Source organism: Candidatus Cryosericum terrychapinii (assembly GCF_003570925.1).
GTDB classification, from domain to species: domain Bacteria; phylum Caldisericota; class Caldisericia; order Cryosericales; family Cryosericaceae; genus Cryosericum; species Cryosericum terrychapinii.
Genome location: NZ_QXIS01000033.1, coordinates 25,612 through 50,280, shown reverse-complemented (window position 1 = coordinate 50,280; position 24,669 = coordinate 25,612). Strand labels below are relative to the sequence as shown.

Genomic DNA, 24,669 nt, shown 5'->3' with positions numbered 1-24,669 from the left:
CCCAATTGACTGCGGCAACTCGATTCCACACGTACTACTTGCCCCCTGCCTCGAGCAGGGATTACGGGAACTGACGTGATTCCGCCCCTGTGACGCACCGCACTGACAGCACAGGTGGCGGCACGCCCCGACACATGGAAGAGCCGGAAGGACATAGCTGCGATGCGGCCCAGCAAGCTAGAGGAGGATGCTCTTGCCTGGCAGGCATGATACTGATGTCAATGCTGCATTGGCCAGATTCCAGGAGAAGGCTACAATGGTCATAGGACATGTGAAGGGATAAGCAGGGGGCGCCAGATGAAGAGATGTGCCGCAGTCTTGTTGAGCTTCTTGATGATCTCGTCTTTGCTCCAAGCGTCATCGGGTGTGGATATTGCAGGAGCAGACGAAACCTCTCGATGGATCCCGGTGAACAACGGATTGTACAGTGGGGCTGTCTGGTCTCTTGCCATTGACCCAACGAACGCCCAGGTGGTCTATGCAGGAACAGATGTCGGCGCATTCAAGTCAACGAACGGAGGACTAGCCTGGACTCACGTGAATGCTGGCCTAGCAGATACTGCAGTAAACTCACTTGTCATAGACCCACGGACGACTCAGGTGGTCTATGCAGCGGTTACCTTTACGGGGAAGACATTCGGTGGCGGGGTGTTCAAGTCAACGAATGGAGGATCAACCTGGACTCGAGGCAACGCCGGGCTACCCAATGTTGACGTGCACTCCCTTGCTGTAGACCCTGCAAATACTCAGACGGTCTACGCAGGTGCTCATTCTGGACCAAATGGTGAGGGTGGTGTGTACAAGTCAACGGATGGAGGATCAACCTGGACTCAGACGAACGCTGGGTTGATCTACCCTTATGTAGATTCTCTTGTCATTGACCCTACAAACACTCAGGTAATCTATGCAGGAACTTACAATGGACAGACTGTTGGTGGCGGTGTATTCAAGTCAACCAATGGCGGTACTGCCTGGATTCAAGCTGGCTTGGGCGCGACTATTGTACGCTCTCTTGTCATTGACCCAACGAATACCCAGGTAATCTATGCGGGAACATACGATGGCGTCTTCAAGTCCACAAATGGAGGGTCAACCTGGACTCAAATGAACACTGGCTTAGCTAATACTATTGCAGACTCTGTTGCTGTTGATCCAACGAACACCCAGGTAGTCTATGCAGCAGGAACCTACAAGGGACAGACAGTTGGTGGCGGTGTATTCAAATCCACGAACGGGGGGAGAACCTGGACTCAACTCAATGCTGGCTTAACCAACACTAATGTAAACTCTCTTGTCATTGACCCAACGAAGACGGCCACTCTATACGCTGGGACATTCGGCGGTGTGTTCAAGTCTGTACCTAGAACTGTAGTTGTGCTCCACATTGGGAAGTCTGCTTGTACCGTTAATGGAGTCTCAAGAACCTTGGACTCGCCTCCTGTCATCAAGGATGCCAGGACGTTGCTTCCTATTAGAGCTATCATTGAAGCACTCGGCGGAACAATTGTCTGGAATCCAACACAGAAGAAGGTTGCTGCAACTCTTGGTGGCAGCATTGTTGAACTCTGGATCGGAAGGAATGCTGCAAAGGTGAACGCCGTGAACACTCCGATTGACCCAAGCAACAGCAGAGTTGTGCCCGAAATCATCAACGGCAGGACCATGCTTCCCTTGGGGTTTGTGGCAAAAAACCTCGGTGCAGCAGTTAACTGGGATCCAAGTACGCAAACGATAACGATAACCTACCCAGGGACCTAGAAGATAATCTGGACCTCAGCGCAAGAAGGGAACGGTTGGAGGCGTAGCATAAAGTGTTCCACCGAGAGCGGCATGTCTGATATCGAGTGAATCAGCCGTCCAGTCCTTGCCATTGAGCCACGCCGACAAGGCCCGGGCGCGTTCAGCACATGCATAATTCATATTGACGACGAGCCCTTGACTTGTACGCGGTATTGGGCAGGAACGTGTCGTATCGTGCTTGTTGTCGCAACCTGTCATACGTCGGCTCCAACCAGTAGACCTCTTCTCAGTGCGTGGGGACCCTCCAACGCTATCTTGCTGCCTACAAAGCCGCTGCTGCGGTCAGCATAAGGTAAGCCGCAATCCCGATGAGCCCCACGATAATATGGTCGAGGACACGGACACCAACACACTTCAAAGCTTGGACAATCTTGTTCGTCGTGTCGATGTCCTCTTGGAAGGGTCACATTCTTATCTGGAGGGACATGCGGGGCCCGGGGGTAACCGTGCAGAAGGCGTGCCGAACATAACCCCCATCACTTGAGCGGAACCAACTCACGCTGTCTTTCACTCAAGAGACAGCCCCGATACTACTCTCTCGTTTCTGTTGGCATTTCTGCGGATCGCGACTACTCTTGGTAGTAAGCAGTAAGTGGCTCTCTCACTGGTAGTCCGGTGACCGATTGGTCAAATGTGGCCGTGCTAGCGCGGCATTTTGGAGCAAGTGTCTCGCAATCCCGTCATCTAGTCCCAATTCGGTAGGCCAAGGAGACGGGTGTTCATCAGCGGAGGAGGCGGTTCCATAAACAAGCGCATGTTGTGGTCACGTATCCTGTGCATTGCTGGCATCGTTGTGAGTGCACTCGGTGGTCGTTCGTTTTGGATCGGACTCCGTCGTGACAGCATGTCTGAGCTCTGCCTGTTGTCTGGAAGCGGACTGGTCGCACTCAGTGCTTTTCTCGGCAAGAGCCGGTACCGCAGATTCGCGTACGGTGTACTTGGACTTGTAGTGATTAGTGTGTCGGCGTGGATTACCTATTCCCTCTGGTTCAGAACATACTTGCCTGAGATCTACTGGCTTGGCCTGATGGCGAGTCTCACTGGTGCCGTGCTCGTGCTCTTCGAGTCCCCCAGTGCACCGACGCCTGCGTTGGGAGGCGTCTCGGTGAGCACGCGCAGGCGGTGGTGGTCAGCTCAGGTGAGCGTCAGCGGGCTTGTCATGATGCCAGTCGTGATTTTGATGTTCCTCGGCTCTCTTTGGGTGGTGGGCCCGGCCCCCGGATTGTTTCTCGTCATTTTCTACACCTTCATTCTTGCTGGCAGCGGGCTGCCGGCACTCGGCGCTTTTCTCGGCAAGAGCCGCTACCGCAAGTTCCTGTATGTGGCTCTTGTGCTGACAGTGTGCGGTATGATCGCAGCACTGCTCCTTGTCTTCTATGATAAATCCCGCGCTCCATGGTCGGCAATCTTCTGCTTCGCATATCCCCTCGGTCTTATCATAAGTTGTGTGGGCGCTGTGCTTGTCAGCCGCGAGTCCCTCCGCAGAGCGCCTGTCTCCGATGATACTGTCGAGACGACATAGGTGCGGGGCTCTCCCAAGAGGTGTTTCCATGAACAAGCGCATGGTGTGGTCACGTATCCTTTGCATCGTCGAGCTCGCCATGATACCAATCGAGGTTGCACTCGGCAATCTCACGCTCCGCGTATCTGGTTGGTTTGCCCTTGCACTCTTGCTCGCGTTCGACTTCCTTCCTGGACTCGGAAGCGGACTGGCGGCACTCGGCGCTCTCCTCAGCAAGAGCCGCTACCGCAGATTCATGTACGGTGCTTCTGTGTTGACACTGTGCGGTATGATTGCACTGTTCCTTTTGGCTGCCAATGTTGAAGCCCCCGCTGCCGCATCGTGGGGAGTTGCCATGTATGCATATCCCATCGGTGCGATCATGAGTCTTGTGGGCGCTGGGCTGGTTCTCGTCGAGTCCTTCCGTAAACCGCTCGTCCCCAAAGACAACGTCGAGAGAAATGCCAATTACCCTTCCTTTTAGGCCCCCTCTTCGTTCTGCTGACAGAACTACACCATCCCACAGCCCGGGCGAAGCTAAACTCGTCCTGACGGGCACGACCGCTTGGCTAGTTAAGACTTGCTGCGGCATACGAAGCATTCATGCAGCACACCACCACCTAGCGATCGCAATGCCTTCTTGGAGAAGTCTTAGTTTTGTGCTTTGACTTCTGCCGTTTCTTCGGCAGCTTTCCCATTGAGAAGGGGCACAAGGTAACGAGTCCAAAACGACCTTGGCGGGATGATTGAAGTGGACGCCTAATGGGTAAACTCCCCCTATCTCCACCACTCGACCCCTTACACCTCTCTTTCTCGTTCTGGGACTGACTTCCAGCCGAGGCACCTGGTACTCATTTTCCGAGAATCTCCAGTGGATAACTATGTTAGTAACTCCCAGGTCGATGCGTCTTGCGAATCGATGCACGACTTCCAGCTGGCTTTTTCGGTCAAGACTGTGAAAGAATGGCTCGAAATTCGCCAGCACATTCGTCACCTCCTCCAGCTGCGCCTTTTCCTCCTCGATTTCCGCCCGTTCCTGCAGTGCCTCATGCTTCAACGTCCTGAGCACGGCAATGCGATCCCTCACCTTCTCGACGGAAACCTCCGGAATCGCAAGTCTTCCCTCGAGCTGAGTGATGTCCCTGTCGTGCTTGGCGATCTTCCTGTCTGTCTCAGCCAGCCGGTCGGCACCATCGAACTTGGGCACGAAGTGGCGCAATTCCTCGCTGAGTTTCCGGAGAAACACCGGAAGCAGGTTGTGTTCCAACAACTGAGCTCCGCAAGCCTTCTGCCCATTTCCGGCGGTCTGGCACGCATACTCAGTCTTGTTGCGCTTCGAACTCCCGTGAGCGCTCAGGAGATGTTTGCACTTCGTGCAGTAGATCGTCCTGCCGAAGAGGGGCAACGTAAGCCCCTCTCTCCTGTCAGAACGCGTGCCAAGTTCTTGCTGCAGGCGAAGCCATTCATCGAACTCGAGAATCGGCTCGATGCCCAGGTAATCGACGTATGTCCACTTCGTGTACGGGATGCGCGTGCCCTTCTTCCCGCGCCTGTCATAGGAAATCTTGCCGGCAAACAGCGAATTGTGCAAGACCGATCGCACTTGGTCACGAGTCAATCCGAGACTGCGCGCAACTGCACGCTCAAGCTCACCGGAGGTTGCCCGTCGAAGGATCTCCTTGGCGCGTCGACAGCCACGGCCTTGTCGTCAACGACGGTCAAGCTGTGGATCGGGAACGCGTCCATGTCCATCAACGGAGTGCAGCAACCGATCGATGCTCAAGGAACCACGCCCGTCATCGTCGAAGGACGGACGCTAGTGCCTATTCGCGCCGTCATCGAAGCGTTTGGGGGATCCGCTGCCTGGGAGTCCTCTACACGCAAAGTCACCGCCACGCTGGGGAAGGATTCTCTCGACCTCTGGATTGACAAGCCACAGGCATCGCTGAACGGCACCACCCTTGCGATCGATGCTGCAAACTCTGCGGTTGTGCCTGTCATCACGAACGGGCGGACGATGCTCCCTCTCCGGTTTGTCGCAGAATCCTTGGGTATCGACGTTCAATACGACGCGATGACCAGGATGATCACGCTTACCTACTCGAAATCAACAGTTGCATTGCCTGCCGATGGAAGCAATTTGCTCCTGGGTAATCCGAGCAATGCCGTGCATGACAGCAGCTCATCTCCCGATAACTATCTGATGGACAGCGGGTATTACGTTCTGTCCTATAACCGGGACCGTGGTGAACCGAACTGGGTGAGCTGGTATGTTGGCAGCTCATCGTTGGGGTCTACTCCGAGGAAGGATGATTTTCGTGCTGATAGCACCCTCCCTGCTGGTTGGTATCAGGTGCAAGCGAACGGTTATTCCGGCAGTGGTTTCGATCGTGGGCACAATTGTCCATCAGCAGACAGAACGTCCACTGTTGCCGCCAATTCATCGACCTTCCTGATGACGAACATGATACCGCAGGCCCCTACCAATAATCAGCAAACGTGGAATAACTTCGAGAGTTATCTCCGTAGTTTAGTAACGCAGGGGAATGAAGTTTATGTCGTCATGGGGTCCTACGGCATAGGGGGGACGGGTTCAAGCAGTTATCAAACGACGATTGATAGCGGACACGTTACGGTGCCGGCATATATTTGGAAGGTAGCGGTTGTGTTGACTGATGGAACCAAAGATCTGAGCCGCATTACAACAAGCACCCGCGTCATTGCCATCGATACGCCGAATATCAACAGCATCGATTCGAAATGGCAGGCATACCTGACAAGTGTTGACGCTATCGAAGCCGCCACGGGATATGATCTTCTGTCGAACGTTCCGGTTGCGATCCAGAAGGTTATTGAAGCCGGGGGTGGATGGTCATTAACCGTACAAACACAAAAAGGGGATGTCCTGTGAAAAAGACCGTATGGTTTCTGGTCTTAGTTCTCATCCTGTTTGTCGTTTTTCCTACTAGCTATGGTTCTGCGGGAACGACATCAGCACACCATGACGTTCTCTCGCTTCAGTATACGAGTACGACTGTAACTCAAAGCAAGACTTTCGCATGGAACTATGGTAGGAATACCTATACATGGAATGTTGAAGTGCCATCGAGACTTCTAACGTTCGACCGGTCACAAACAGCGTACGTCAACACATTTTTTCATTCGAGCGGGAATATGCAGCAACGAATGTTGAATGCTCCGCCGCCATTGGTGCCGGTCAGATACGGAAAACGCCATATGTTACCAAAACCGATAGAGAAGCCCGCCGTGGCCAGAACCGCCCCCAAATTACTACGCCAATTGGCGTGTGTCTTGGTTCCTACAATCTCTTCCATCTCGACTACCTCCTCTTATTATCGCGTTCTATTGTTGCCGATGCCACTCATTGATGGCCTGGATACATTGTTGCGCGGTAGGAGCGGCACAATGACCGCCGCGAGATGTACAGAGCAGGTCTCCGGAAAGGCCTCGGCCAATCTTGTCGGCTACGTCCACAACCTCGTGGAAGGGCAGGACAGGGTCTCTGCCGGACCTTGCGAATTCCGCGAAGGTAATTGCCATGGTGACCACGGTGATGACTCTACTTAAGCAGGGCTGCATTTTTCCGCCGGGGATAGGGTCACAGGGCCAGCCGACAGTCGTCTGCAAAGCCAGTGAGGCGGCGGCTTCAACCTGCTCAGGGGTGGAACCGGCCATTTCAGCTACGCCGGCTGCGGCCATAGCGCAGCAGACGCCGCATTCGCCGGTGCAGCCGATGACCTCGCCGGTGGGACCGGTGCGGGTATAGCAGATTGCGCCTATTCCCGCCGCTATGAACAGGCCTTTCAGCAGATCTTCATCAGAATAACCGAACTCCTCTTTGACCGCACACAGGGCGGAATACACAAATCCCCCGCCAGTGCCCATGGGGCCGGGAACGATATGTACGCCTGGGATGGTCGTTGTGGCAGCCAATGCGTAATAGATGGCCTTGTTGATCGCATTACCGGAAAAACGTTTGCCGGTCGCGATATACTCGGACCACTGCTTGTAATGGTATCCGGAATACGGGGTTTCCAACGGCTTGACGTCTTCATCGTAGATGGCGTGGGTCTGGCGGTGCATCTTAGCACGCACGTTCTTCATGTAATCGATGACCTGTTCTCTGGTCCAACCTGAGGCGGCCATCTGGTAGTCGAGGGCTACTTCATAAAGGCCCTTGCCTTGCTCCTCGGCGAGACGGCGCCAATCGGTGACGGTGTCAAAAAGCTGTTCCTTCTTGTCCCTCCGGGTAATCACCGGAAGAACCGGCTTCATAACGGCAAAATCGACGTCTCCCACAACTTCCTTCAGGAAATCCTTGGAGGGGTCATCCGGCGTTCTATACCAGTAGAGGATGCCCTTATCATCTGTATCGGAGGCGCCTTCCTCCAATATGTCGAGTCTGCCTGCAAGCTGTGTCGCCAGCTCTTTGAAGGACAATTTTCTGTCCTTGTCAAAAACAAGGACAACGTAGGTGTCGCCCTTGCCAGTATAGGGATAGCCGTTTACGAGAACGGTTTCCACCATGCCGCCGCCGGTCGAATTAGCGACCAAGGTTGACGTTTTCCCGCTTACTCCCGTCAGGATGAATTTGACAGCATTGATGTGGGGGCTCTCCTTCATAGCGCAGAAATCAAATTCATACTTGATACCATTGTTTCTGCAATAGGATTTGGTGCTGAAAAGCCTCTCATCATCGGGGAGATCCCCCAGTGCACCTGCCAACATACCAAGGTCTTCATTCATCAGACCGAATGTTCCAGCAAACGAGCCCTCGGTATCCAACTTGACAAGGATCTCTTTGACATCTTCACCCAAAAGGGAGTTACACATGTAACCCATTCTGCACGGCGCAGCCATATGTGAACTGGAGCCAGGTTGCATAATTGGGCCAAATACGTCGTTGTAGAAGTCTGGATACAATGCAACCATAAGTACGGAATCTCCTTTTTGCCAAGATCTCGTAATGTCAATACGGTATAACCATACGCGTAGAACCTTCTCAAGTAATCAATATATCTGTGACATATCACAAGCATATCGTGAACATTTTGTGATATCAATAGAGATTCGAGCGCGTTTTCAAAATGACATTTTGGCCAGATGATAATACATGCAATCAGAGGGGGCGTGACCTGGGTACCGGCGAAGACAATACCCCAGTGCAGCAAGCGCGTACACTTCTGCGTTCGTGCATACGGCCCCGCCTCGGTCCGGCCGGTGGCACAGTCCGTGACGGTGAGCACCCAGCCGAGCCCCCACGGCCTGCCCTCCGCCTCGACCCACCAAGTCCACGGGGGGGCGTCAGAGACCGACACTTCGAGAAGATGATTCAGATAACGAGGCTGGAGAATGGAGCTGGACGAAAGTCCAGGTCCCGGTCAATCCTGGGAGTGAGACCGTCGGACATCTTCAATGACTCAAGCTCCTCAAGGCTGAAGTACCCCCATTACTTCTCCTGGCCGACGACGTACCCAAAGAACAGACGCTCCTTCGGGTCATATTCGCAGGCATACTAGGTCCATTGGGTGTAGGGGGTCGAAGAACTTGACATAGAGAACTCTCTGTTCGACAGGAGTTTCTTCTGTCGCATAGAGCGGCGGAAGGGTTGCTGCGATTCCTTGCGGTAGAAGTTGCATATGGCTTCTCCTCAAGTGCAAGATAACATTTCGAGGGGCATCAACTTTCGGACCCCACCCTCAGCTACTTGCAGTGGCTGACGAACCACCTACCGCGTGCATCTGGTACTCGATACTCAGTTTCTCACGCTCTTGCTCTTCTCCGTCGTTGCGCATTCCTCTGCTTCGAAGGCCGTCGTTCAGCATCTGAAGGAAGGTGCGGCAGCAGGCTGAGCAACAATCCGTAGGAGGCATCCTGCTGGACGCCAATGCTGTCAATGGCCCCTATCTCCATCACGTGTATCAATACTGCGTCTCCAACAACACGTCCGACCACCATCGACTCCCCCTCCCCCGCCCTGTTGCGTCATTCGGGAGCTAGAGGTGTCTTGTCGTTCACAAAGTTCCATACAAGTCCTCAATTGACAGCCACGACCCGTCTCATATAATGACAGCTTGTCATATGACATGTTGTCATGGGGAGAGGTGTGTTTTGCCAACATCTACGTTTCTGAATCTGCCAGAAGAGAAAAGGGAGAAGATCATCCGTGCTATCAAGGATGAGTTCTCGAGAGCGCCGTTTGACAAGGTGTCCATCAATAAGATCGTACAAGCCGCGGGAATTCCGAGAGGAAGCTTCTATCAGTACTTCGCTGACAAAGACGATATGCTCGGGTTCATTCTTCTGGACTATCAGAGGCTAATGCTCGAACAAGTGAAAGCGAGCCTTCGTGCCGGCGATGGCGACATATTCGCGGCGTTCGTCGGTATTCTCGACTCCATGATCCGCTTCGTCATGGAAGAAGCAAACAGCTTCTGCAGGAACCTGTTTGCTGACATCAAGGTAGACAGTAGCTTCTATTTCAAGATTCCAAGGGATACCAGCGCGAAGAATGTGTTGGAAGAGCTGAAACCGCTCATCGATTTCAACATGCTCGACGTGCGCGACGAGCATGATTTCACAAACATGCTTGATATCCTCCTGACTATCTGTCGGGACGCAACGGAGGAAGTATTCCTGAACATATCAGACTGCGAGAAAGCGATGCAGAAATACCGCCAGAAGCTTGAGCTGCTGAAGCGCGGCTTCATGAAGAACAAGGAGCAAACTAGCTATGCTTGAACTGAGAAACATCAGGAAGACCTACCACGTGGGTGACACCGAAACAAGGGCTCTCGATGACATGAGCGTTGCGTTCCGCGAGAGAGATTTTGTAGCGATTCTCGGCAAGAGCGGCTCCGGCAAGACAACCTTCCTCAATATCATCGGCGGCCTTGACCGCTATGACTCGGGCGAACTGATCATCAAGGGCAAGAAGACATCCGATTTCAAAGAAGACGACTGGGACGCTTATCGCAACAGTGCCATAGGCTTCGTGTTCCAAAGCTACAATCTGATCTCGCACCTGAGCATCGTCGCCAACGTCGAACTCGGCATGACGCTCAGCGGTGTTCCGGCGGAGGAACGGCAAAAAAGGGCACTGCAGGTCCTGGACCAGGTCGACCTCACGGACCATCTGAACAAGAGGCCAAACCAGCTATCCGGCGGGCAGATGCAGCGTGTCGCCATCGCGAGAGCACTCGTCAACAATCCAGAAATCCTGCTTTGCGACGAGCCGACAGGCGCTCTGGACACGGTCACGAGCATGCAGATCATGGACCTCATCAAAGAGCTGGCAAAGAACCGTCTGGTCATCGTGGTCACCCACAATCCTGAGATCGCGGAGAAATATGCCCTCAGGGTCATTCGTTTCCAGGACGGCAAGATCATCTCCGACACCCACCCTCATGAAGAGAGGCCGAAACCGGACAGTTTTTCGCTCAAGAAGACCAGCATGAGCTTCTTGACGGCGCTGAAGCTCTCCTTCAACAACCTGAGGACGAAGAAGGGAAGAACAGCGTTGACCGTCATTGCATCCAGCATCGGCATCATAGGCATCGCCGTGATCCTCAGCCTTTCAACTGGATTCAAGACACAGATAGACCATTTTCAAGGCAACACCATGGCCGAGTTCCCGATCATCATGACACAGTCAAGCGCGGAGATCGATGCCGCAAATGTGGCAACCATGCAGAACCTCATGAAAGAGAAGCTGCTGGGCACAACAACAGCGGATGCCAATTCTGACGAGGTCTATCTCTCCGATCCGGCGAAAACAACGATTGTCCACACGAACGTCTTCACTGACGCGTACATGAACTACGTGAACAAGATTGACCCGACCATCTGCAGCAACGTCGGATACACGCGTATCGTCGGCATGAACATGCTGAGGGATGTCAATGGCACGGTCACACCTGTATCGCTCAACAGCGTCCTGGCGTCCATGAGCAGTGGCCAAGGGGCCACAGCCGCGTCAACCATGACAAGCATGGCAAATGTGACAAGTATGAGCAGCATCGGGCTTTCTTCCTATCCCAAGGAACTGAAAGAAAGCGACGGATCCTATCTTTCCAAGAACTATGACTTGCTTGCGGGCGTATATCCACAAAGCGCAACCGACCTCGTACTTGTCGTGGATTCCAAGAACACCATTGACCTCAATGCTCTGAAAGATCTTGGATTCAAGACTGAGGGACTGACCAGCATTAAGTTCACGGACATCGTCGGCACGGAGTTCAAGATCATATGCAACGACGACTACTACGTCCAGACGAAATTCGGTTCATATCTCCCCAACAACGATTACCACGCAATGTACGCTTCCGATAAAGGCATCACAGTGAAGATCGTCGGCATCGTCCGTCAGAAGCAGGACGTCAAAGTCGGGATCCTCGGATCTGGTATCGCGTACAGCGACGAGCTGTCGCAAATGGTCGTCGACAGTGATGCAAGTTCTGCCATCGTCAAGGCCCAAAAGGCGAGCAGCAACAACGTCATCACCATGCAACCCATGGACAAGGAAACGAAGGCCTCCTTCCTGTCCTACCTCGGCGGCGACGCTACTCCCTTCATGGTCATGGTGTATCCAAGGAATTTCGCAGACAAGACGGCCGTAATCTCCTACCTCGACGCGTATAACAATGGCAAAGCTATCAAAGACCAAGTGGTCTATACCGATCTGGCAGGTACGGTGACCAAACTGACAGGTGGCATCATGGACGCCATCACAAGTGTCCTGATTGCATTTGCTGCGATCTCGCTTATCGTCAGTCTGATCATGATTTCTATTATCACCTACACTTCTGTACTCGAGCGCACCAAGGAGATCGGCGTTCTGCGTTCGCTAGGCGCAAGAAAGAAAGACATCACCCGTGTTTTCGATGCCGAAACGTTCATTCTCGGTGTAAGCTCCGGTGCCCTCGGGATCGCAATTGCCTGGCTTCTCACCATACCCATCAATGCCATTCTGCTTCACCTGACCGGCCTCAGCGGCGTTGCGAACCTGCAAATACTGCAGGCTGTACTCCTGATAGCCATCAGCACGGTTCTTACCGTTCTCGGCGGTCACATTCCAGCACTCATGGCGTCGAAAATGGATCCAGTGGAGGCATTGCGCACGGAGTGAGCATGACATCTTCATCGCAGGTGCCTGCTGTGAACCGACCATTGCCTCCCTGCACGCAGGCCGCCTTCTCTGCTACATAGAGAAGGCGGCTCTCTATGCGGTGAGCGCGTTGTCGACAGAAGTCCGCCCATTCTCCCAAGTGGAGTGGACCGCCTCCAGAATCAGCTTGAGCAGTAGTAGTGTCGATGGTTCGCAGGAGGGCCTGTTCGCCCCCATCTCCACCGCAGGTCCGGTGTTCCCTTGTTGCTTGCAGCATAGATGCGTGGAGAAGACTGCGTCACGTGCACTCAACCACCCATGCCAATAGCAGTATGAATTGACATGATTCTACGCTTATGATAGATTGCAATTAGGTATCTATTCCTGAACGGAGGTAGGAAGCAATGGGTAGAGGCGGCGGCTCCGGTGGCAGAAGTAGCGGCGGGTCCGGTGGTGGGAGCAGGAGCAGTGGCGGACGCAGCAGCGGCTCCACAAGTGGCGGACGCAGCAGCGGCTCCTTCGGCGGTAGCTCTGGAGGCCCTTCTTTCGGCAGCAGACGCAGCGGTGACTCCTCCGGCGGCAGAAGCGGTGGCGGCTTCGGCGGACCCTTCGGTGGCGGCTTCGGCAGCAGGCGCAGTGGCGACTCCTTCGGCGGCGGCTTCGGCGGCTTCTTCGGCGGCGGTCCTGCAGGTCCTTCTCTCGGCAACAGCAGGCCAAGCGGGGTTCCTTTTGGTGGCGGACGCAGCTATGGAGGCGGTCGTTCAAGGGGATGCGGCTGCCTTACGCTGATTGTCGTTCTGATTGTCATCGGGATTGCTATCGCTGCGATTACTGCATCCCATTCAGGCTCTGTTTCAAATAGCTCCGGAGGAAGTACGGAGATTATGAAATCTACCGTGGCACGCAAGGCGCTGCCACGGGGTTCTGTGAATGAAACCGGCTATTACACCGACCAGCTGGGATGGATTGACAATCAGACACAGCTTCTCGCGGGCCTGAAGCACTTCTATCAGAAGACCGGCGTGCAGCCCTACCTGTATATTACGGATACGATCAATGGTTCGCATTCTCCCACGGCCAGTGACCTCGATAAAGCTGCAAACAGTCTGTATGACAAGTTATTTACCGATGAAGCTCATTTGCTTCTGGTATTCTTCGAGTATGACAACAGCTACATGGACAGGTATGTCTGTGGTACACAGGCCAAAACCGTTATTGACAACGAGGCCGCGAATATTCTGCTTGATTATGTCGATCGGTACTACTACGACAGCAATTTGTCGGAAGGGGCCTTCTTCAGCAAAGCCTTCAGCGATGCGGCGGATCGCATCATGGAGGTAACAAGATCGCCCTGGATTATTGTGTTCGTCGTTCTGGGCGTCGTTGTTCTGATGATCATAATGTTCGCTTGGTGGAGACGTGCAATAAACCAGAAGAATCTGGAGGCGAAGCAGACGGAGGAAATGCTCAAGACACCGCTGGAAAAATTCGGAGATACGGAGGCGGAAGAACTCACGAAGAAGTACGAAGACAACCAAGGGAAACCGGATCATTAAAATCTAAGGAGGCAAGACAATGGCTATTCTGGACAGGTTTAACGACATTATCAAGGCAAACATCAACGCACTGATAGACAAGATGGAAGATCCGTCCAAGATGATCGACCAGTCCTTGCGCGATATGATGGAGGATCTGGCGGAGGTCAAGCGTAGTACTGCCGGGGTTATGGCCGAAGAGACGCGTACGAAGCGTCTGGTAGATGAGAATCAGGCAGAGGCTGCTAAGTATGCGGACTTTGCCAAGAAGGCCCTGGTGGCTGGAAACGAAGGCGATGCCCGTGTGTTCATCGCCAAGAAACAGGAGCTTGAAAACGTCGGCGCGGGTCTTATGACGGCCTATGCAGCAGCCCATGAGAACGCAGTAAAGATGCGTCAGATGCACGATAAACTCGCGTCTGATATTGACGCCCTGAAATCCCGCCGCGAGATGATCAAGGCCAAGGTTACCGTGGCAAAAACCCAAGAGACGCTGAATGAGGCCACCACGGCCATAGGAAGAACCGAAGGTGCAATGAACGCTTTTGGCCGCATGGAGGACAAGGCGAACAAGATGCTGGACGAGGCAAACGCTATGGCTGACCTGAATATGAAGCCGATTGACGCAGCAAAAGCATTGGAAGAAAAGTACGCCACGAAGGGCACCGCCTCGGTAGATGAGGAATTGAACAAAATGAAGGTCGAACTAGGGCTGTAAGTACCCTCCCCACGGAGAAAATGGTTTCTTGCGGAGACCGAGTGACAGTACACGTCTAAGCACGAATTTGCGCCTATCCTAGCCTTGGAACTTCACATAGATTATTGCGCGTTGGCCCGCAGGGCAGGCAGTTCATCTGTGGCTGCTAACCCTGTGGGTTCTGTCTTGCCATAATTCAGACTTTCCGTACTTCCACCACTGTCTTCCTCGCGCGAGGAATATCACCTCTGCCGTGCCGTCCAAGCCGATTCCAGAGACAACGGGGATACCTGCGACGACCTCATAACCTCGGTGTTCACGAGCAACGCGCGTGTCCGCCTCTGGCGACCACTGAGCGACTGAACCTTCAACAACACATCTGCAAAGGCGTCCACGACCGCACTCTCAGACGTCGTCGAGGGTGTTCGGCAGCGTGGTTCATCCCCCTATCTCCACACGTAGTCTCGAGCCCCTCTGGGACTCACTCTAGAGCATGGTACTTCTTCGCAATATCCCCGACAATTGCCACCACCTGACACCTTTGTCCTTCGACAGGGTCATCAACAGTACCGTTATGCGAAGTTCAGTGCCCTGTCACGGCACCGGCTCTTTCATGTACTCAGGGAACTCCCAATCGTCGTCGGGATGCAGGCGGTCGCAAGAGATGCATGCCGCACGCATCAGCAGCATCGCCTTGTGCAGGTCGGGATCGGTGAGAATCTCTGTGCCCCCTTCCCGTGACTGAGCCTATACTGGCGCTGCAACAGCCATGCCATCGCGCACATGGCTCCGCAGCAGCCGGTGAACGTCTCCAGCTGATGACCACGGACGAATTGCAGAAGCTCGGCATGCAGGTGATCTCGGTCGCGGAGCCTATGGGAGAATAGGAGCAAGACACCGCGAGGCTCATTCGTTCGGTGATGGGCGCATTCTCTGAATTTGAGCGGTCGAGGATCAACTCGCGCATGAGTGGCGGAAGACGAGAGAAGGTCAAGACAGGAGGATACTCTGGAGGACTGCCGCAATTCGGCTATGCCTCTTATGGTCACCAGCTTGTCGTCGACGAACGCCAGGTCGAGATCGTCAAGAAGGTGTTCGCCTTGAGAGGCCAGCGATGGACCCTGCACGAGATTGCGGACGCGTTGAACAAGGAAAGCACGACTTGGCGAGGGATGCAGTTGCAGCCGAAGCAGGTATCCAGGATCCTCGAATACCGGAGCCTGTACCGCGGGCGTTATGCTTATGCGAAGACTGAAACGAAAGGCCGGCAGGAAGCGATCCTGAGTTGACGCCGGGCACCTCGGAAACCAAGAAGCCCATTTTGTGAGGGATTCTTCTCCTACTATGGAACGGCGTGTCCGTGCTGACTTTGATACGATCGTCGAGCTGAAAGGCGACGCGATCCTGGAATGGGCATACCAGCAGGTCGGGCCATAACGCACACGTCCAGGTAGTGGACACTCCTGGTCCTTGACCAACGTGAGCTCCGTTCCCTCTGCTCCTCCCTGGTCCAAAGGACGAGGGGTGTTCTGTCATCTTTCACATATCTATTCTCATGAGGTTGCAGAGACAGTCCACGTCCATTCTCGGTGAGTGGATGCGAGCACTTGACCCAATCCGTGCCACGACTATCCTGAGAGCAGAATCGTACGGACTCCGCATTTTTTGCGCGTGTGGCAAGCAAACCGCTACTCGACGAAGTCAAGGAAACTTCAGGAGCTGCGAATGCAGAGAATATGCACAAGCACAGTCGCTGGCACGGCCAGGGGCATTACCGAGGTCCGCCACCACGGCGGGCGCGTCTGGCCCAACGCGCGGGTGGGACAGGGTACGACATTCTATTTCACCCTGAAAGGCGCATCATGAATTCCAAGATCGTCCTGCTGGCAGCTGGGGAGAACGCCTGCCTGACCAAACCGATTGACGTGAAGGAGTTTCTGAAAATGGTTGCGGAGAAGCGGGGATGACCGCCATGTTTGCGCGCCGCAACCCGCGCCCGCTATTGCGCACTGCGTTGATTGTTGTCGCATACTTGTGCGCGTTCATCATTCTCGACCTTATTTCACGTCAGTTTGAAGAACTCCGTGGGATTGTCGCCTGGTATCCGCCCGCTGGGCTAACTTACGCCCTGCTGTTGGTGTTCGGGGAGGGATTCACACCCGCTGTGACGATCACCTTACTCATTAGCAGTGTATTCATCTATCACATGCCTCAACCCCCCTACCTGCTTCTATTGTGGGCGCTCATTATATCTTCGATTTATGGCGTTGCCACCGCGTTCCTGCGCCACCGAATTCGCTTCGATTGGCAGCTGCGAAAATCGCGCGACGTGACCTGGTTGATTGTCACGGCTGTATTTGTTTCAGCGCTTCTTGCCGTACTTTCCGTTTCGAGTTCCGCCTTGAGCAGTGATATGCCGCGCAATGAAGTCCTGCGCGCGATTTTCATCTGGTGGATTGGTGAGACGGTCGGCGTCCTGACCATCACACCCTTTCTGCTTATCCATGCGATGCCCCGGCTGAAACAGTTTGCGGAAGCACAGCCGGTCAGGTCCCCCGCCCGCTGGTCATTTCCGCGTCCAACGCTCTCTGTCATTGGACAAGCGTTCACCATCGCGTTTATGTTCTACTGGGTCTTTGGCGCGCGCGGCCTGGATGAGTTTCGGCCCATGTATCTTATTACCTTGCCGCTCATCTGGATTGCCCTCGATCACGGCTTCAAGGGAGTCACCACCGGAATCGTAGTGTTGAATTTCGGGGTGATGCTAGCGATGTGGTTTTTTCGACTCGACCTCGCACACTTGGGCGAACTACAACTGCTGATGATCGTCAATTGTATCGTTGGCTTGCTTGTGGGCGCAGTTGTCACTGAGCGCAAGCGGGCGGAAGAGGATATCCGGTCCCTGCTGAGGCAGGTGCAAGCGGACAAAGACATGCAGGACCGCTTGCTCGACAGCATGTCGGACGAGGTTTGGTTTGCTGACACGACCGCGCATTTCACGTTGGCGAACCCTGCAGCCTGCGAGACGTTCTCTCTGAAAAGCGCGATCAACACCGATATTCAACAATTCGCAGAGAGCCTTGAAGTGTTCCGCCCCGACGGCAGCCCGCGACCCGTCCAAGAGGCTCCTCCTCTGCGGGCCCTTGAGGGAGAAACCGTCACTGACCAGGAAGAGATCGTCCGACTCCCGCTCAGTGGTGAGTTGCGGTATCGCCTGGTCAACGCCTCGCCTGTGCGGGATGCCCAGCGTACCATCATCGGCTGTGTCTCGGTCGTACGTGACATCACCAACCGCAAGCGCGCCGAAGAAGAGACGGTGGCCTTGCAGGCGCAGTTGCAGCAATCGCAGAAGATGGACGCCATCGGCCAGCTGGCAGGTGGGGTAGCGCACGACTTCAACAACCTGCTGACGGGCATCCTGGGCAACACGGCCATCATGCGGAGCGACCTGCCGGCATCCGACCCGCTGGTTGCCAACCTGAATGCGGTGGAGGCCGCCGCCCACCAGGCCGCCGACCTGGCAAAGGGCCTACTCACCTTCAGCCGCAAGGCAGTGGTGACAGCCGTGCCCCTCGACATGGCAGAGGCCATCGACACGACACTGGACATCCTGAAGCAGTCGCTGCCGGCTACCCTGGAGATCGTCCGCGACTATGAGCAGACAGTCTGGAACGTCCTGCTGGACCAGTCACAGATGACGCAGATCCTGCTCAACCTTGCAGTGAACGCACGCGACGCCATGAAGGGCAAGGGGACACTGACCATCAGGGCCAGAAACGAAGTCGTGGGACAAGAATATGTCCAGGACCATCTTCTTGCGCGCGCGGGTGAGTTCGTCCATCTCAGCGTCACCGATACAGGTCCTGGAATGTCTTCGGAGGTCATGCAGCATCTCTTTGAACCCTTCTATACGACGAAACCGGTGGGGTCCGGAACGGGGCTAGGACTTTCCGTCGTCTACGGTGCCGTCAAGCAGGCCGGCGGTTGGATCACGGCAGTATCCACCGATGGTGCCGGAAAGAACACCCCTCAGAAGCACCCCCTGGATGGGAAGAACATCCTCGGGGGCATTGAACAAATATGTTCGGGGGCGACCTTCGATATCTACCTGCCACGATGCCTGGAAGAACCCACACAGTCTTTCACTCCCAGCCCCCTCTCTGTGGACGTACGTGGGGGAACGCTCCTGGTGGTCGAGGATGAGCCGGTCGTGCTCGCGGTCGCACAAGCTCTCCTGAGCAGGAGCGGATATACGGTCTTGACAGCACCGGACGGAGCATCAGCCTTAAAGGTCCTACTGGATCACCCGACGGACATCGACCTCGTCCTGCTCGACATGACCATGCCGGGCATGACCAGCGGCGAAATCGTGCACGCCATCCGGACCCTGGACCCCACAGTCCCCATCCTGCTGAACTCCGGGTACACCTCCAACGACACCGTCAAGCAGATGCTCGCAGAGAGCAGTGTCCAAGGGTTCCTGGGCAAGCCGTACGAGCTGGACCAGCTGCTGAAAAAGATACAACAGCTGCTCCACAGAGGTTGAGCAGGCTGCCGACGTGGAGTCTGCTCCCATGCTTCGCCTTGCGCCAGATTCTGCACTGAACTACTCACACATACAAGGCAGGGGCCGCATGGTTCAGCCCCTGCCCCTCTGCCCGTTGACGAGCCCCGTGGTTGGCATCTTCATCACAGAGGACCCAAAACAAACGCTCCTCTGGGCCGATTCAGACGTTCAGGTTCTTGAAGAGGGTTGGGGCGAAATTCAGGTCTCGCTCGATCCTGGGAGTAACCGCGTCGGGTATCATCAAGGACTCGAGCTCATCTAAAGAAGAACAACCCCCACTCGTTCGCTTCTGCTTACGTGGCGTACTCGTATGCACACACTTCAAGGCACTTCAAGAATGGCACGCTCTGGGCAAATGGAGACTCATACGATCGGCAGTACTGTGTTCTCAGCGTGGTCGCAGATCTTCTTGCCACATCTGGCGTCGATCTGCAGCGGACATGCCAGTTGATGCCTTTCCGGCCATTCGAGATTCTGTCCGCGGGGGAGTTCATCAAGAGGCTCACCTGAGATGACAACATGTCTGGAGACCCCGTGCATCCAAGCATCCTGTCACAAGTACCCTGAGCCCTGACATACCCCGGTGCCGGCCAGCCAACACCGTTGGGGTGGTACCACCACATACTAGACGGGAGTCCCGCCTACTCGGAATCCCTGCCGACCAGTCATCGCGGAACTCGTAGATTTCCTCAGTGAGGGCGACACATCAGCCCTGCACCGTTACGGTTCGCGTGGCAGGATTCCACTCCACCTGAAGTCCAAGGTTTTCCGCGACGAACCGGAGCGGCAGCAACGTCCTCCCGGATATGATGATTGGAACGACCTTCGAGTCGGATACGTCAATCGCTGTCTGCACACCGTTGACGTATCCCTGTCCGTTTCCAATCTGGAGACTGACTTCGTGACCGTTCAGGTACATGGTAACGACGCGCAGTTCTGCATGCCACTCGATGGTTCCGCCAAACGCTTCCACGATCGCGCGGATGGGAAGGAGCGTTCTGTTGTTCTGGATCACGGGGGCGGCGTCCAGCCCAGTCTGCTGCCCATCCACCGTCAGCCACGTCGATCCGATGGAGAGACGAACCACACGGCTCTTCGGAACGACTGGAACTGCCACGAAGCTGCACTGCACCTGACGGTTTGTTGTAACAGGCCCCAGGTTGTAGGACTGGGCTGCAGTCGATGACAAGGACACTGATACGCTATCAACCAAGAGCTTGTCGATCTGATACCCGGCATTCGGCTGAATCTCGATGCGCAGGATGCCCCCATCCTTCACCGTCTGTGTCCCCGTGGGAGCGACCTTTCCATTTGTTCCACTACTGATGGCGACGTTCCATATTTTCTCTTCGGGAAGCTGTTCAAAGGCCGCAACAACCACCTTGGAACTGGTCATGGGAAGTCGTGCCATTGGGATGGTACCACTTAGATCCCCTGTCCACTCGGTGAATGTCCAGCCCGTGGCTGGGACCGCTCGAAGTTCAACGGTCTCAATCGGGTCGAACAGGTCACGCTCAGGGGAACGTACGACGGACCCCTCTCCAACGACAACGATGCGCAGCGATGATGTCAAGGAGGGAGCCACTAGCTCGAACTGCGCGACAATGGACTGCGTGCGGCTCACAATGAGAGTTACCGGGTTCGTGACAGTTGTGAGATCTTCAGTCCATCCAGTGAACGCCCATCCGGCGTCAGGAGTGGCGATCAGTTGTACTGAAGTGCCATGGCTGTAGGTAGCCTGGTCCGGGAACTTGGCGACTGACCCGGAACCGGACACGTTGACCGTGAGGGTGTATGTGTCGATGTCGAAGATAGCGGTGATGGTCTTGTTGACATCCATCCTGACGGTCGTGGGGTTCGCGGTGTCGCTGAGGTCACCGGACCAGCCAGTGAAGGTGTAGCCGGCGGCAGGGATGGCGGTGAGGGTGACGACCGTGCCAGCAGCATACGACAGAACATCGGGAGACCTCTCGATCGAGCCGCCGGCAGACGGCCACGTAGTAGTCGTGAGCGCATAGGAAGACATAGCTTCATACCGGAAGACGCCACTACCACCAGTACCGGTGTACAGGATGGAGGGAGTGAGGGGATTGATAGCAAGGGACCAGATCCACGGATCGGTGAGTCCAGTATTCACAGCGGTCCAGGTGGTGCCGTTATTGGTAGATCGGAAGACGCCACTGCCAGCAGTACCGGCAAACAAGGTGGAGGGAGTGAGGGGATTGATGGCAAGAGAGAGAACCCACAGATCGGTGAGTCCAGTATTCACCGCGATCCAGGTGGTGCCGTCGTTCGTGGAGCGGAAGACACCACCTACGGTACCAGCATACAGGGTGGATGGGGTGAGGGGGTTAACGGCAAGGGACCAGATCCACGGATTGGTAAGCCCGGTGTTTGCCATCGTCCAGGTAGTGCCGCCGTTCGTGGAGCGGAAGACGCCACNNATGGATGGCAAGGGAGCTGACATGCGGATTGGTGAGTCCGGTATTCACTGCGGTCCAGGTAGTGCCGCTGTTCGTGGAGCGGAAGACACCGTGACCATCGGTCCCTGCGTACAGGGTGGTCGGGGTGAGGGGGTTAACGGCAAGGGACCAGATCCACGGATCGGTGAGTCCGGTATTCACTGCGGTCCAAGTGGTGCCACTATCGGTGGAGCAGAAGACGCCACTACCACCAGTACCGGCATACAAGGTGGACGGGGTGAGCGAGTCGATGGCAAGACACAGAAGTCGGCGTTCGTACAGCGGCAGTTGTGTCCAGGTCCCGGTATCTGCTGCCCATGCAGCAGGGGTACCAGCCAGTACACCCGAAAGACTCAGAATGAGGCACAGAACCAACGTCAAGACAAAACGGACGGGTTGTTTCATAGTACAGGCCTACTTCGGGCTCTTTCTTTTGCTCACGATACTATCATACCCGCGCGCCTGACAACGGTCAAGCGTTCTGCTCAGGGTGAATGGCCTCGGGAGCTACCACGGTGCCACGGCATCCTACGAGTGGTCCACTTCCGGACCGCATATCAATCGGGATCACCTTCGTCTGATCCTACCCCTAGACGAGACCTGAGCGCCCATAATGGAAACGCCACGCTCACCGAAAACAGTCACCGGCACTGAGAACCGCCTCCAAGACCAGCTTGCTTGGTAGCGTCATGGATGGGTTGCCCCAGTGCCTGTTCGCCCCCTATCTCCACCACTGCGTCAATACTACATTTTCATTACCTCCTTCAGACCTCACCGACTCTCCTCGCCCGGTCGTGGCGCCGGAGAGCCTTTCAGGCTCGTTGGCCTCTGAGCGTGATGCCACTATGTGGCTGATTCAAGTCTGTCCATGGCCTCGGAGCTCACGTCACGGAGCACTCTACAGCATCCCTTCTCATGCTTGCCTCCGATGCGTCATTCTGTCGCCAGAAGTCACAAGTAATGATGCCTGGGAGGACGGGACCCGTCCCACAGACTAGACACCCCATCAAAGGGTGGGATAATCATCAGAACAAAGACTTCAGACCGACGAGGTTATGCAATGGCATTTCACAGTGGTATGCGGGGCATGATCAATGCTCCTGATGAAAAACCGAAGATTACCTGGCAACTGCTCAAGCGGGTGCTGCACTACGCCAAACCCTACCGCTGGCTGATCGGCGGTACGCTACTGCTGGTCCTGGCAAACACGGGTTTGATGCTGCTGACACCGCTCGTCTTGCGTGACTTGATTGACAACACCATCCCGGCTGGGAACGTTAGCCGGTTGATACTACTGGCTATGGCACTACTTCTGATCCCAGCTTTGAGTGGTGTAATCAAGGTGAACCAGCGGCGCATAAACTCGCGTGTTGGCGAGGGCTTGATCTATGATTTGCGCCTGGGGTTGTATGCCAATCTGCAACGCATGTCGCTGCGCTTCTTCACCAACACCAAAGTTGGCGAGTTAATGAGCCGCCTGAACAACGATGTGCTGGGGGCGCAAGATGCTATCAGCAGTACTGTTGTCGATATTGTCACCCAGATCATCCAGGCAGCGGCGGTATTGACGATCATGCTGACACTCGAATGGCGGTTGACATTGATCAGTGTGGCGATTCTGCCTTTGTTCATCTTAGCGGCGCGCCTGTTGGGCACCCGCCTGCGCGACATGGCCCGCAGACAGATGGAAGCCAACGCGCAGATGAACGCCATGATGAACGAGACGCTCAATATTGGCGGTGCACTGCTTGTAAAGCTGTTTGGTCGCCAGCAGTTGGAAGTTGCCCGTTTTGGCCAACGGGCAGCGCAGGTGCGCGACCTAGGGGTGCAACGAACATCTACTGGATCGATCTTCATAACAATCATCGGTCTGATCAGTGCGGTGGGCACCGCCTTGGTATATGGGCTGGGTGGCTATTTTGTCATCAAGGGTGCTTTCACCGTCGGAACAATTGTGGCCTTTGGGGCGTATCTGGGCAACCTGTATGGTGCGCTGCAAGGGCTTTCAAATGCGCCTGTGGAGTTTGCCACCTCGATGGTCAGCTTTGAGCGCGTGTTCGAAGTGATTGACCTGCCTGTCGATATCGCTGAAAAACCGGATGCGGTTGTGCTCCAAAACATCCAGGGTGAGATTATTTTTGACAATGTCTCGTTCAACTACGAAGCCGGTGACGAAAACCTACTCAGTGATGTCCGCCGCTATGGCAGTATGGATAACGTCACTGCGGTTCTCTCGGGGGCACGGACAAGCGCTGAGGACGAGGAAACTGCCCCGCGCAGCCAAGCGCGTAGTACTGCGTTGGAAAACGTCAATTTCAGGGCTGCGCCCGGGCAGCTTGTAGCACTAGTGGGTCCGAGCGGCGCGGGTAAAACGACCCTCACGTATCTCATCCCCCGTCTGTATGACCCAACTGTCGGGATCATTCGCATTGATGGTCACGATCTGCGTGACTTGACGCTCGAATCACTCTCGGCGCAAATCGGCATGGTCACCCAGGAAACGTATCTGTTTCACGATACTATCCGCACCAACCTGCAATATGCCCGGTTGAATGCCAGCCAGGAAGAACTCGAAACGGCCTGCCGGGTGGCCAATATTCACGAATTCATCCATGCGCTCCCAGAAGGGTACGATACGATCGTCGGCGAGCGCGGTTATCGCTTGAGCGGCGGCGAGAAGCAGCGGATTGCGCTGGCGCGTGTGATCCTCAAGAATCCACGCATTCTGGTGCTGGATGAAGCTACCAGCAGCCTGGATAGTGAATCTGAAGCTCTGATTCAGGATGCACTTGGCTTTGTGATGGCACAACGCACTAGCATTGTCATAGCCCACCGGCTAAGCACCATCCTGGCTGCGGACCTGATTCTGGTCATCGATCGAGGGAGAATTGTGGAGAGCGGCAATCACGCCACTTTGCTGGCGCAAGGCGGGCTGTATGCCAGCCTCTATCAGACGCAGTTCCGAAAAGGCACTCAGTAA

The 24,669-nt window shown here is 55.1% G+C and carries 17 protein-coding genes; 12 read left to right on the top strand and 5 right to left on the bottom strand.

Going from position 1 to position 24,669, the window contains the following annotated elements; genetic code table 11:
- The first annotated feature begins 297 nt into the window (after positions 1–297).
- A complete protein-coding gene (locus SMC7_RS07455; protein WP_207798733.1) occupies positions 298–1,758 on the top strand; it encodes a copper amine oxidase N-terminal domain-containing protein in 1,461 nt (486 codons plus the stop codon).
- A gap of 304 nt (positions 1,759–2,062) precedes the next feature.
- On the opposite strand, the gene SMC7_RS07630 is transcribed toward SMC7_RS07455, so the two are convergent.
- Positions 2,063–2,188, bottom strand: coding sequence for a JAB domain-containing protein (locus SMC7_RS07630; protein ID WP_119089431.1), 126 nt, complete (start codon positions 2,186–2,188; stop codon positions 2,063–2,065).
- 327 nt (positions 2,189–2,515) lie between these two features.
- On the opposite strand from SMC7_RS07630, the gene SMC7_RS05895 reads away from it, so the two are divergent.
- Positions 2,516–3,322, top strand: a complete 807-nt coding sequence (locus SMC7_RS05895) for a hypothetical protein (RefSeq protein WP_119089430.1) — start codon at positions 2,516–2,518, stop codon at positions 3,320–3,322.
- Positions 3,323–3,350: 28 nt separating this feature from the next.
- Positions 3,351–3,785: a hypothetical protein gene (locus tag SMC7_RS05890; RefSeq protein WP_119089429.1), complete on the top strand. Its 435-nt coding sequence runs from the start codon at positions 3,351–3,353 to the stop codon at positions 3,783–3,785.
- 117 nt (positions 3,786–3,902) lie between these two features.
- On the opposite strand, the gene SMC7_RS07385 is transcribed toward SMC7_RS05890, so the two are convergent.
- Complete coding sequence (locus tag SMC7_RS07385) at positions 3,903–4,892, bottom strand: hypothetical protein (RefSeq protein ID WP_207798732.1); 990 nt, start codon at positions 4,890–4,892, stop codon at positions 3,903–3,905.
- Here SMC7_RS07385 and SMC7_RS05885 point away from each other — a divergent pair.
- Positions 4,887–6,212, top strand: a complete 1,326-nt coding sequence (locus SMC7_RS05885; RefSeq protein ID WP_207798731.1) for a DNA/RNA non-specific endonuclease — start codon at positions 4,887–4,889, stop codon at positions 6,210–6,212. The genes SMC7_RS07385 and SMC7_RS05885 overlap by 6 nt on opposite strands.
- Positions 6,213–6,459: 247 nt before the next feature.
- On the opposite strand, the gene SMC7_RS05880 is transcribed toward SMC7_RS05885, so the two are convergent.
- Both SMC7_RS05880 and SMC7_RS05875 read right to left on the bottom strand, forming a co-directional pair.
- Positions 6,460–6,636 (bottom strand): hypothetical protein, encoded by a 177-nt coding sequence (locus tag SMC7_RS05880; protein ID WP_119089427.1) that lies wholly within the window; start codon positions 6,634–6,636, stop codon positions 6,460–6,462.
- Positions 6,637–6,664: 28 nt separating this feature from the next.
- A complete protein-coding gene (locus SMC7_RS05875; protein ID WP_165845186.1) occupies positions 6,665–8,155 on the bottom strand; it encodes an L-serine ammonia-lyase, iron-sulfur-dependent, subunit alpha in 1,491 nt (496 codons plus the stop codon).
- A gap of 1,278 nt (positions 8,156–9,433) precedes the next feature.
- Between SMC7_RS05875 and SMC7_RS05865 the strand changes: the two genes are divergently transcribed.
- The 7 genes from SMC7_RS05865 to SMC7_RS05835 all read left to right on the top strand — a co-directional run bounded on the left by SMC7_RS05865 (position 9,434) and on the right by SMC7_RS05835 (position 19,489).
- Positions 9,434–10,063 carry a TetR family transcriptional regulator gene (locus SMC7_RS05865; protein ID WP_165845185.1) on the top strand — a complete coding sequence of 210 codons (630 nt, stop codon included), beginning with the start codon at positions 9,434–9,436 and terminating at the stop codon, positions 10,061–10,063.
- On the top strand, positions 10,056–12,449 hold the full coding sequence (locus tag SMC7_RS05860) for an ATP-binding cassette domain-containing protein (protein WP_119089423.1): 2,394 nt from the start codon (positions 10,056–10,058) through the stop codon (positions 12,447–12,449). Before SMC7_RS05865 ends, SMC7_RS05860 begins: the two co-directional genes overlap by 8 nt.
- Positions 12,450–12,832: 383 nt before the next feature.
- The gene (locus SMC7_RS05855; RefSeq protein WP_119089422.1) at positions 12,833–13,984 is read left to right on the top strand and encodes a hypothetical protein; all 1,152 of its coding nucleotides are present in this window, start codon (positions 12,833–12,835) and stop codon (positions 13,982–13,984) included.
- A 19-nt stretch (positions 13,985–14,003) separates the two neighbouring features.
- A complete protein-coding gene (locus SMC7_RS05850; RefSeq protein WP_119089421.1) occupies positions 14,004–14,681 on the top strand; it encodes a PspA/IM30 family protein in 678 nt (225 codons plus the stop codon).
- Between the two features lie 944 nt (positions 14,682–15,625).
- Positions 15,626–15,949 (top strand): recombinase family protein, encoded by a 324-nt coding sequence (locus tag SMC7_RS05845; RefSeq protein WP_165845184.1) that lies wholly within the window; start codon positions 15,626–15,628, stop codon positions 15,947–15,949.
- Between the two features lie 674 nt (positions 15,950–16,623).
- The gene (locus SMC7_RS05840; RefSeq protein WP_119089419.1) at positions 16,624–19,206 is read left to right on the top strand and encodes an MASE1 domain-containing protein; all 2,583 of its coding nucleotides are present in this window, start codon (positions 16,624–16,626) and stop codon (positions 19,204–19,206) included.
- A gap of 88 nt (positions 19,207–19,294) precedes the next feature.
- Positions 19,295–19,489, top strand: a complete 195-nt coding sequence (locus SMC7_RS05835) for a hypothetical protein (protein WP_126850740.1) — start codon at positions 19,295–19,297, stop codon at positions 19,487–19,489.
- 444 nt (positions 19,490–19,933) lie between these two features.
- Here the strand turns inward: SMC7_RS05835 and SMC7_RS05825 are convergent, their stop codons facing one another.
- Positions 19,934–21,628: an InlB B-repeat-containing protein gene (locus tag SMC7_RS05825; RefSeq protein WP_165845183.1), complete on the bottom strand. Its 1,695-nt coding sequence runs from the start codon at positions 21,626–21,628 to the stop codon at positions 19,934–19,936.
- Between the two features lie 1,121 nt (positions 21,629–22,749).
- Here SMC7_RS05825 and SMC7_RS05820 point away from each other — a divergent pair.
- Positions 22,750–24,669 (top strand): ABC transporter ATP-binding protein, encoded by a 1,920-nt coding sequence (locus tag SMC7_RS05820; RefSeq protein WP_119089415.1) that lies wholly within the window; start codon positions 22,750–22,752, stop codon positions 24,667–24,669.

Coding starts and splice junctions, on each gene's coding strand:
- SMC7_RS07455 (WP_207798733.1), top strand. CDS start 298: ATGAAGAGATGTGCCGCAGTCTTGTTGAGCTTCTTGATGATCTCGTCT.
- SMC7_RS05890 (WP_119089429.1), top strand. CDS start 3,351: ATGAACAAGCGCATGGTGTGGTCACGTATCCTTTGCATCGTCGAGCTC.
- SMC7_RS05880 (WP_119089427.1), bottom strand. CDS start 6,636: ATGGAAGAGATTGTAGGAACCAAGACACACGCCAATTGGCGTAGTAAT.
- SMC7_RS05875 (WP_165845186.1), bottom strand. CDS start 8,155: ATGTGTAACTCCCTTTTGGGTGAAGATGTCAAAGAGATCCTTGTCAAG.
- SMC7_RS05860 (WP_119089423.1), top strand. CDS start 10,056: ATGCTTGAACTGAGAAACATCAGGAAGACCTACCACGTGGGTGACACC.
- SMC7_RS05855 (WP_119089422.1), top strand. CDS start 12,833: ATGGGTAGAGGCGGCGGCTCCGGTGGCAGAAGTAGCGGCGGGTCCGGT.
- SMC7_RS05850 (WP_119089421.1), top strand. CDS start 14,004: ATGGCTATTCTGGACAGGTTTAACGACATTATCAAGGCAAACATCAAC.
- SMC7_RS05845 (WP_165845184.1), top strand. CDS start 15,626: ATGAGTGGCGGAAGACGAGAGAAGGTCAAGACAGGAGGATACTCTGGA.
- SMC7_RS05840 (WP_119089419.1), top strand. CDS start 16,624: ATGACCGCCATGTTTGCGCGCCGCAACCCGCGCCCGCTATTGCGCACT.
- SMC7_RS05835 (WP_126850740.1), top strand. CDS start 19,295: ATGGTTCAGCCCCTGCCCCTCTGCCCGTTGACGAGCCCCGTGGTTGGC.
- SMC7_RS05825 (WP_165845183.1), bottom strand. CDS start 21,628: ATGGCAAACACCGGGCTTACCAATCCGTGGATCTGGTCCCTTGCCGTT.
- SMC7_RS05820 (WP_119089415.1), top strand. CDS start 22,750: ATGGCATTTCACAGTGGTATGCGGGGCATGATCAATGCTCCTGATGAA.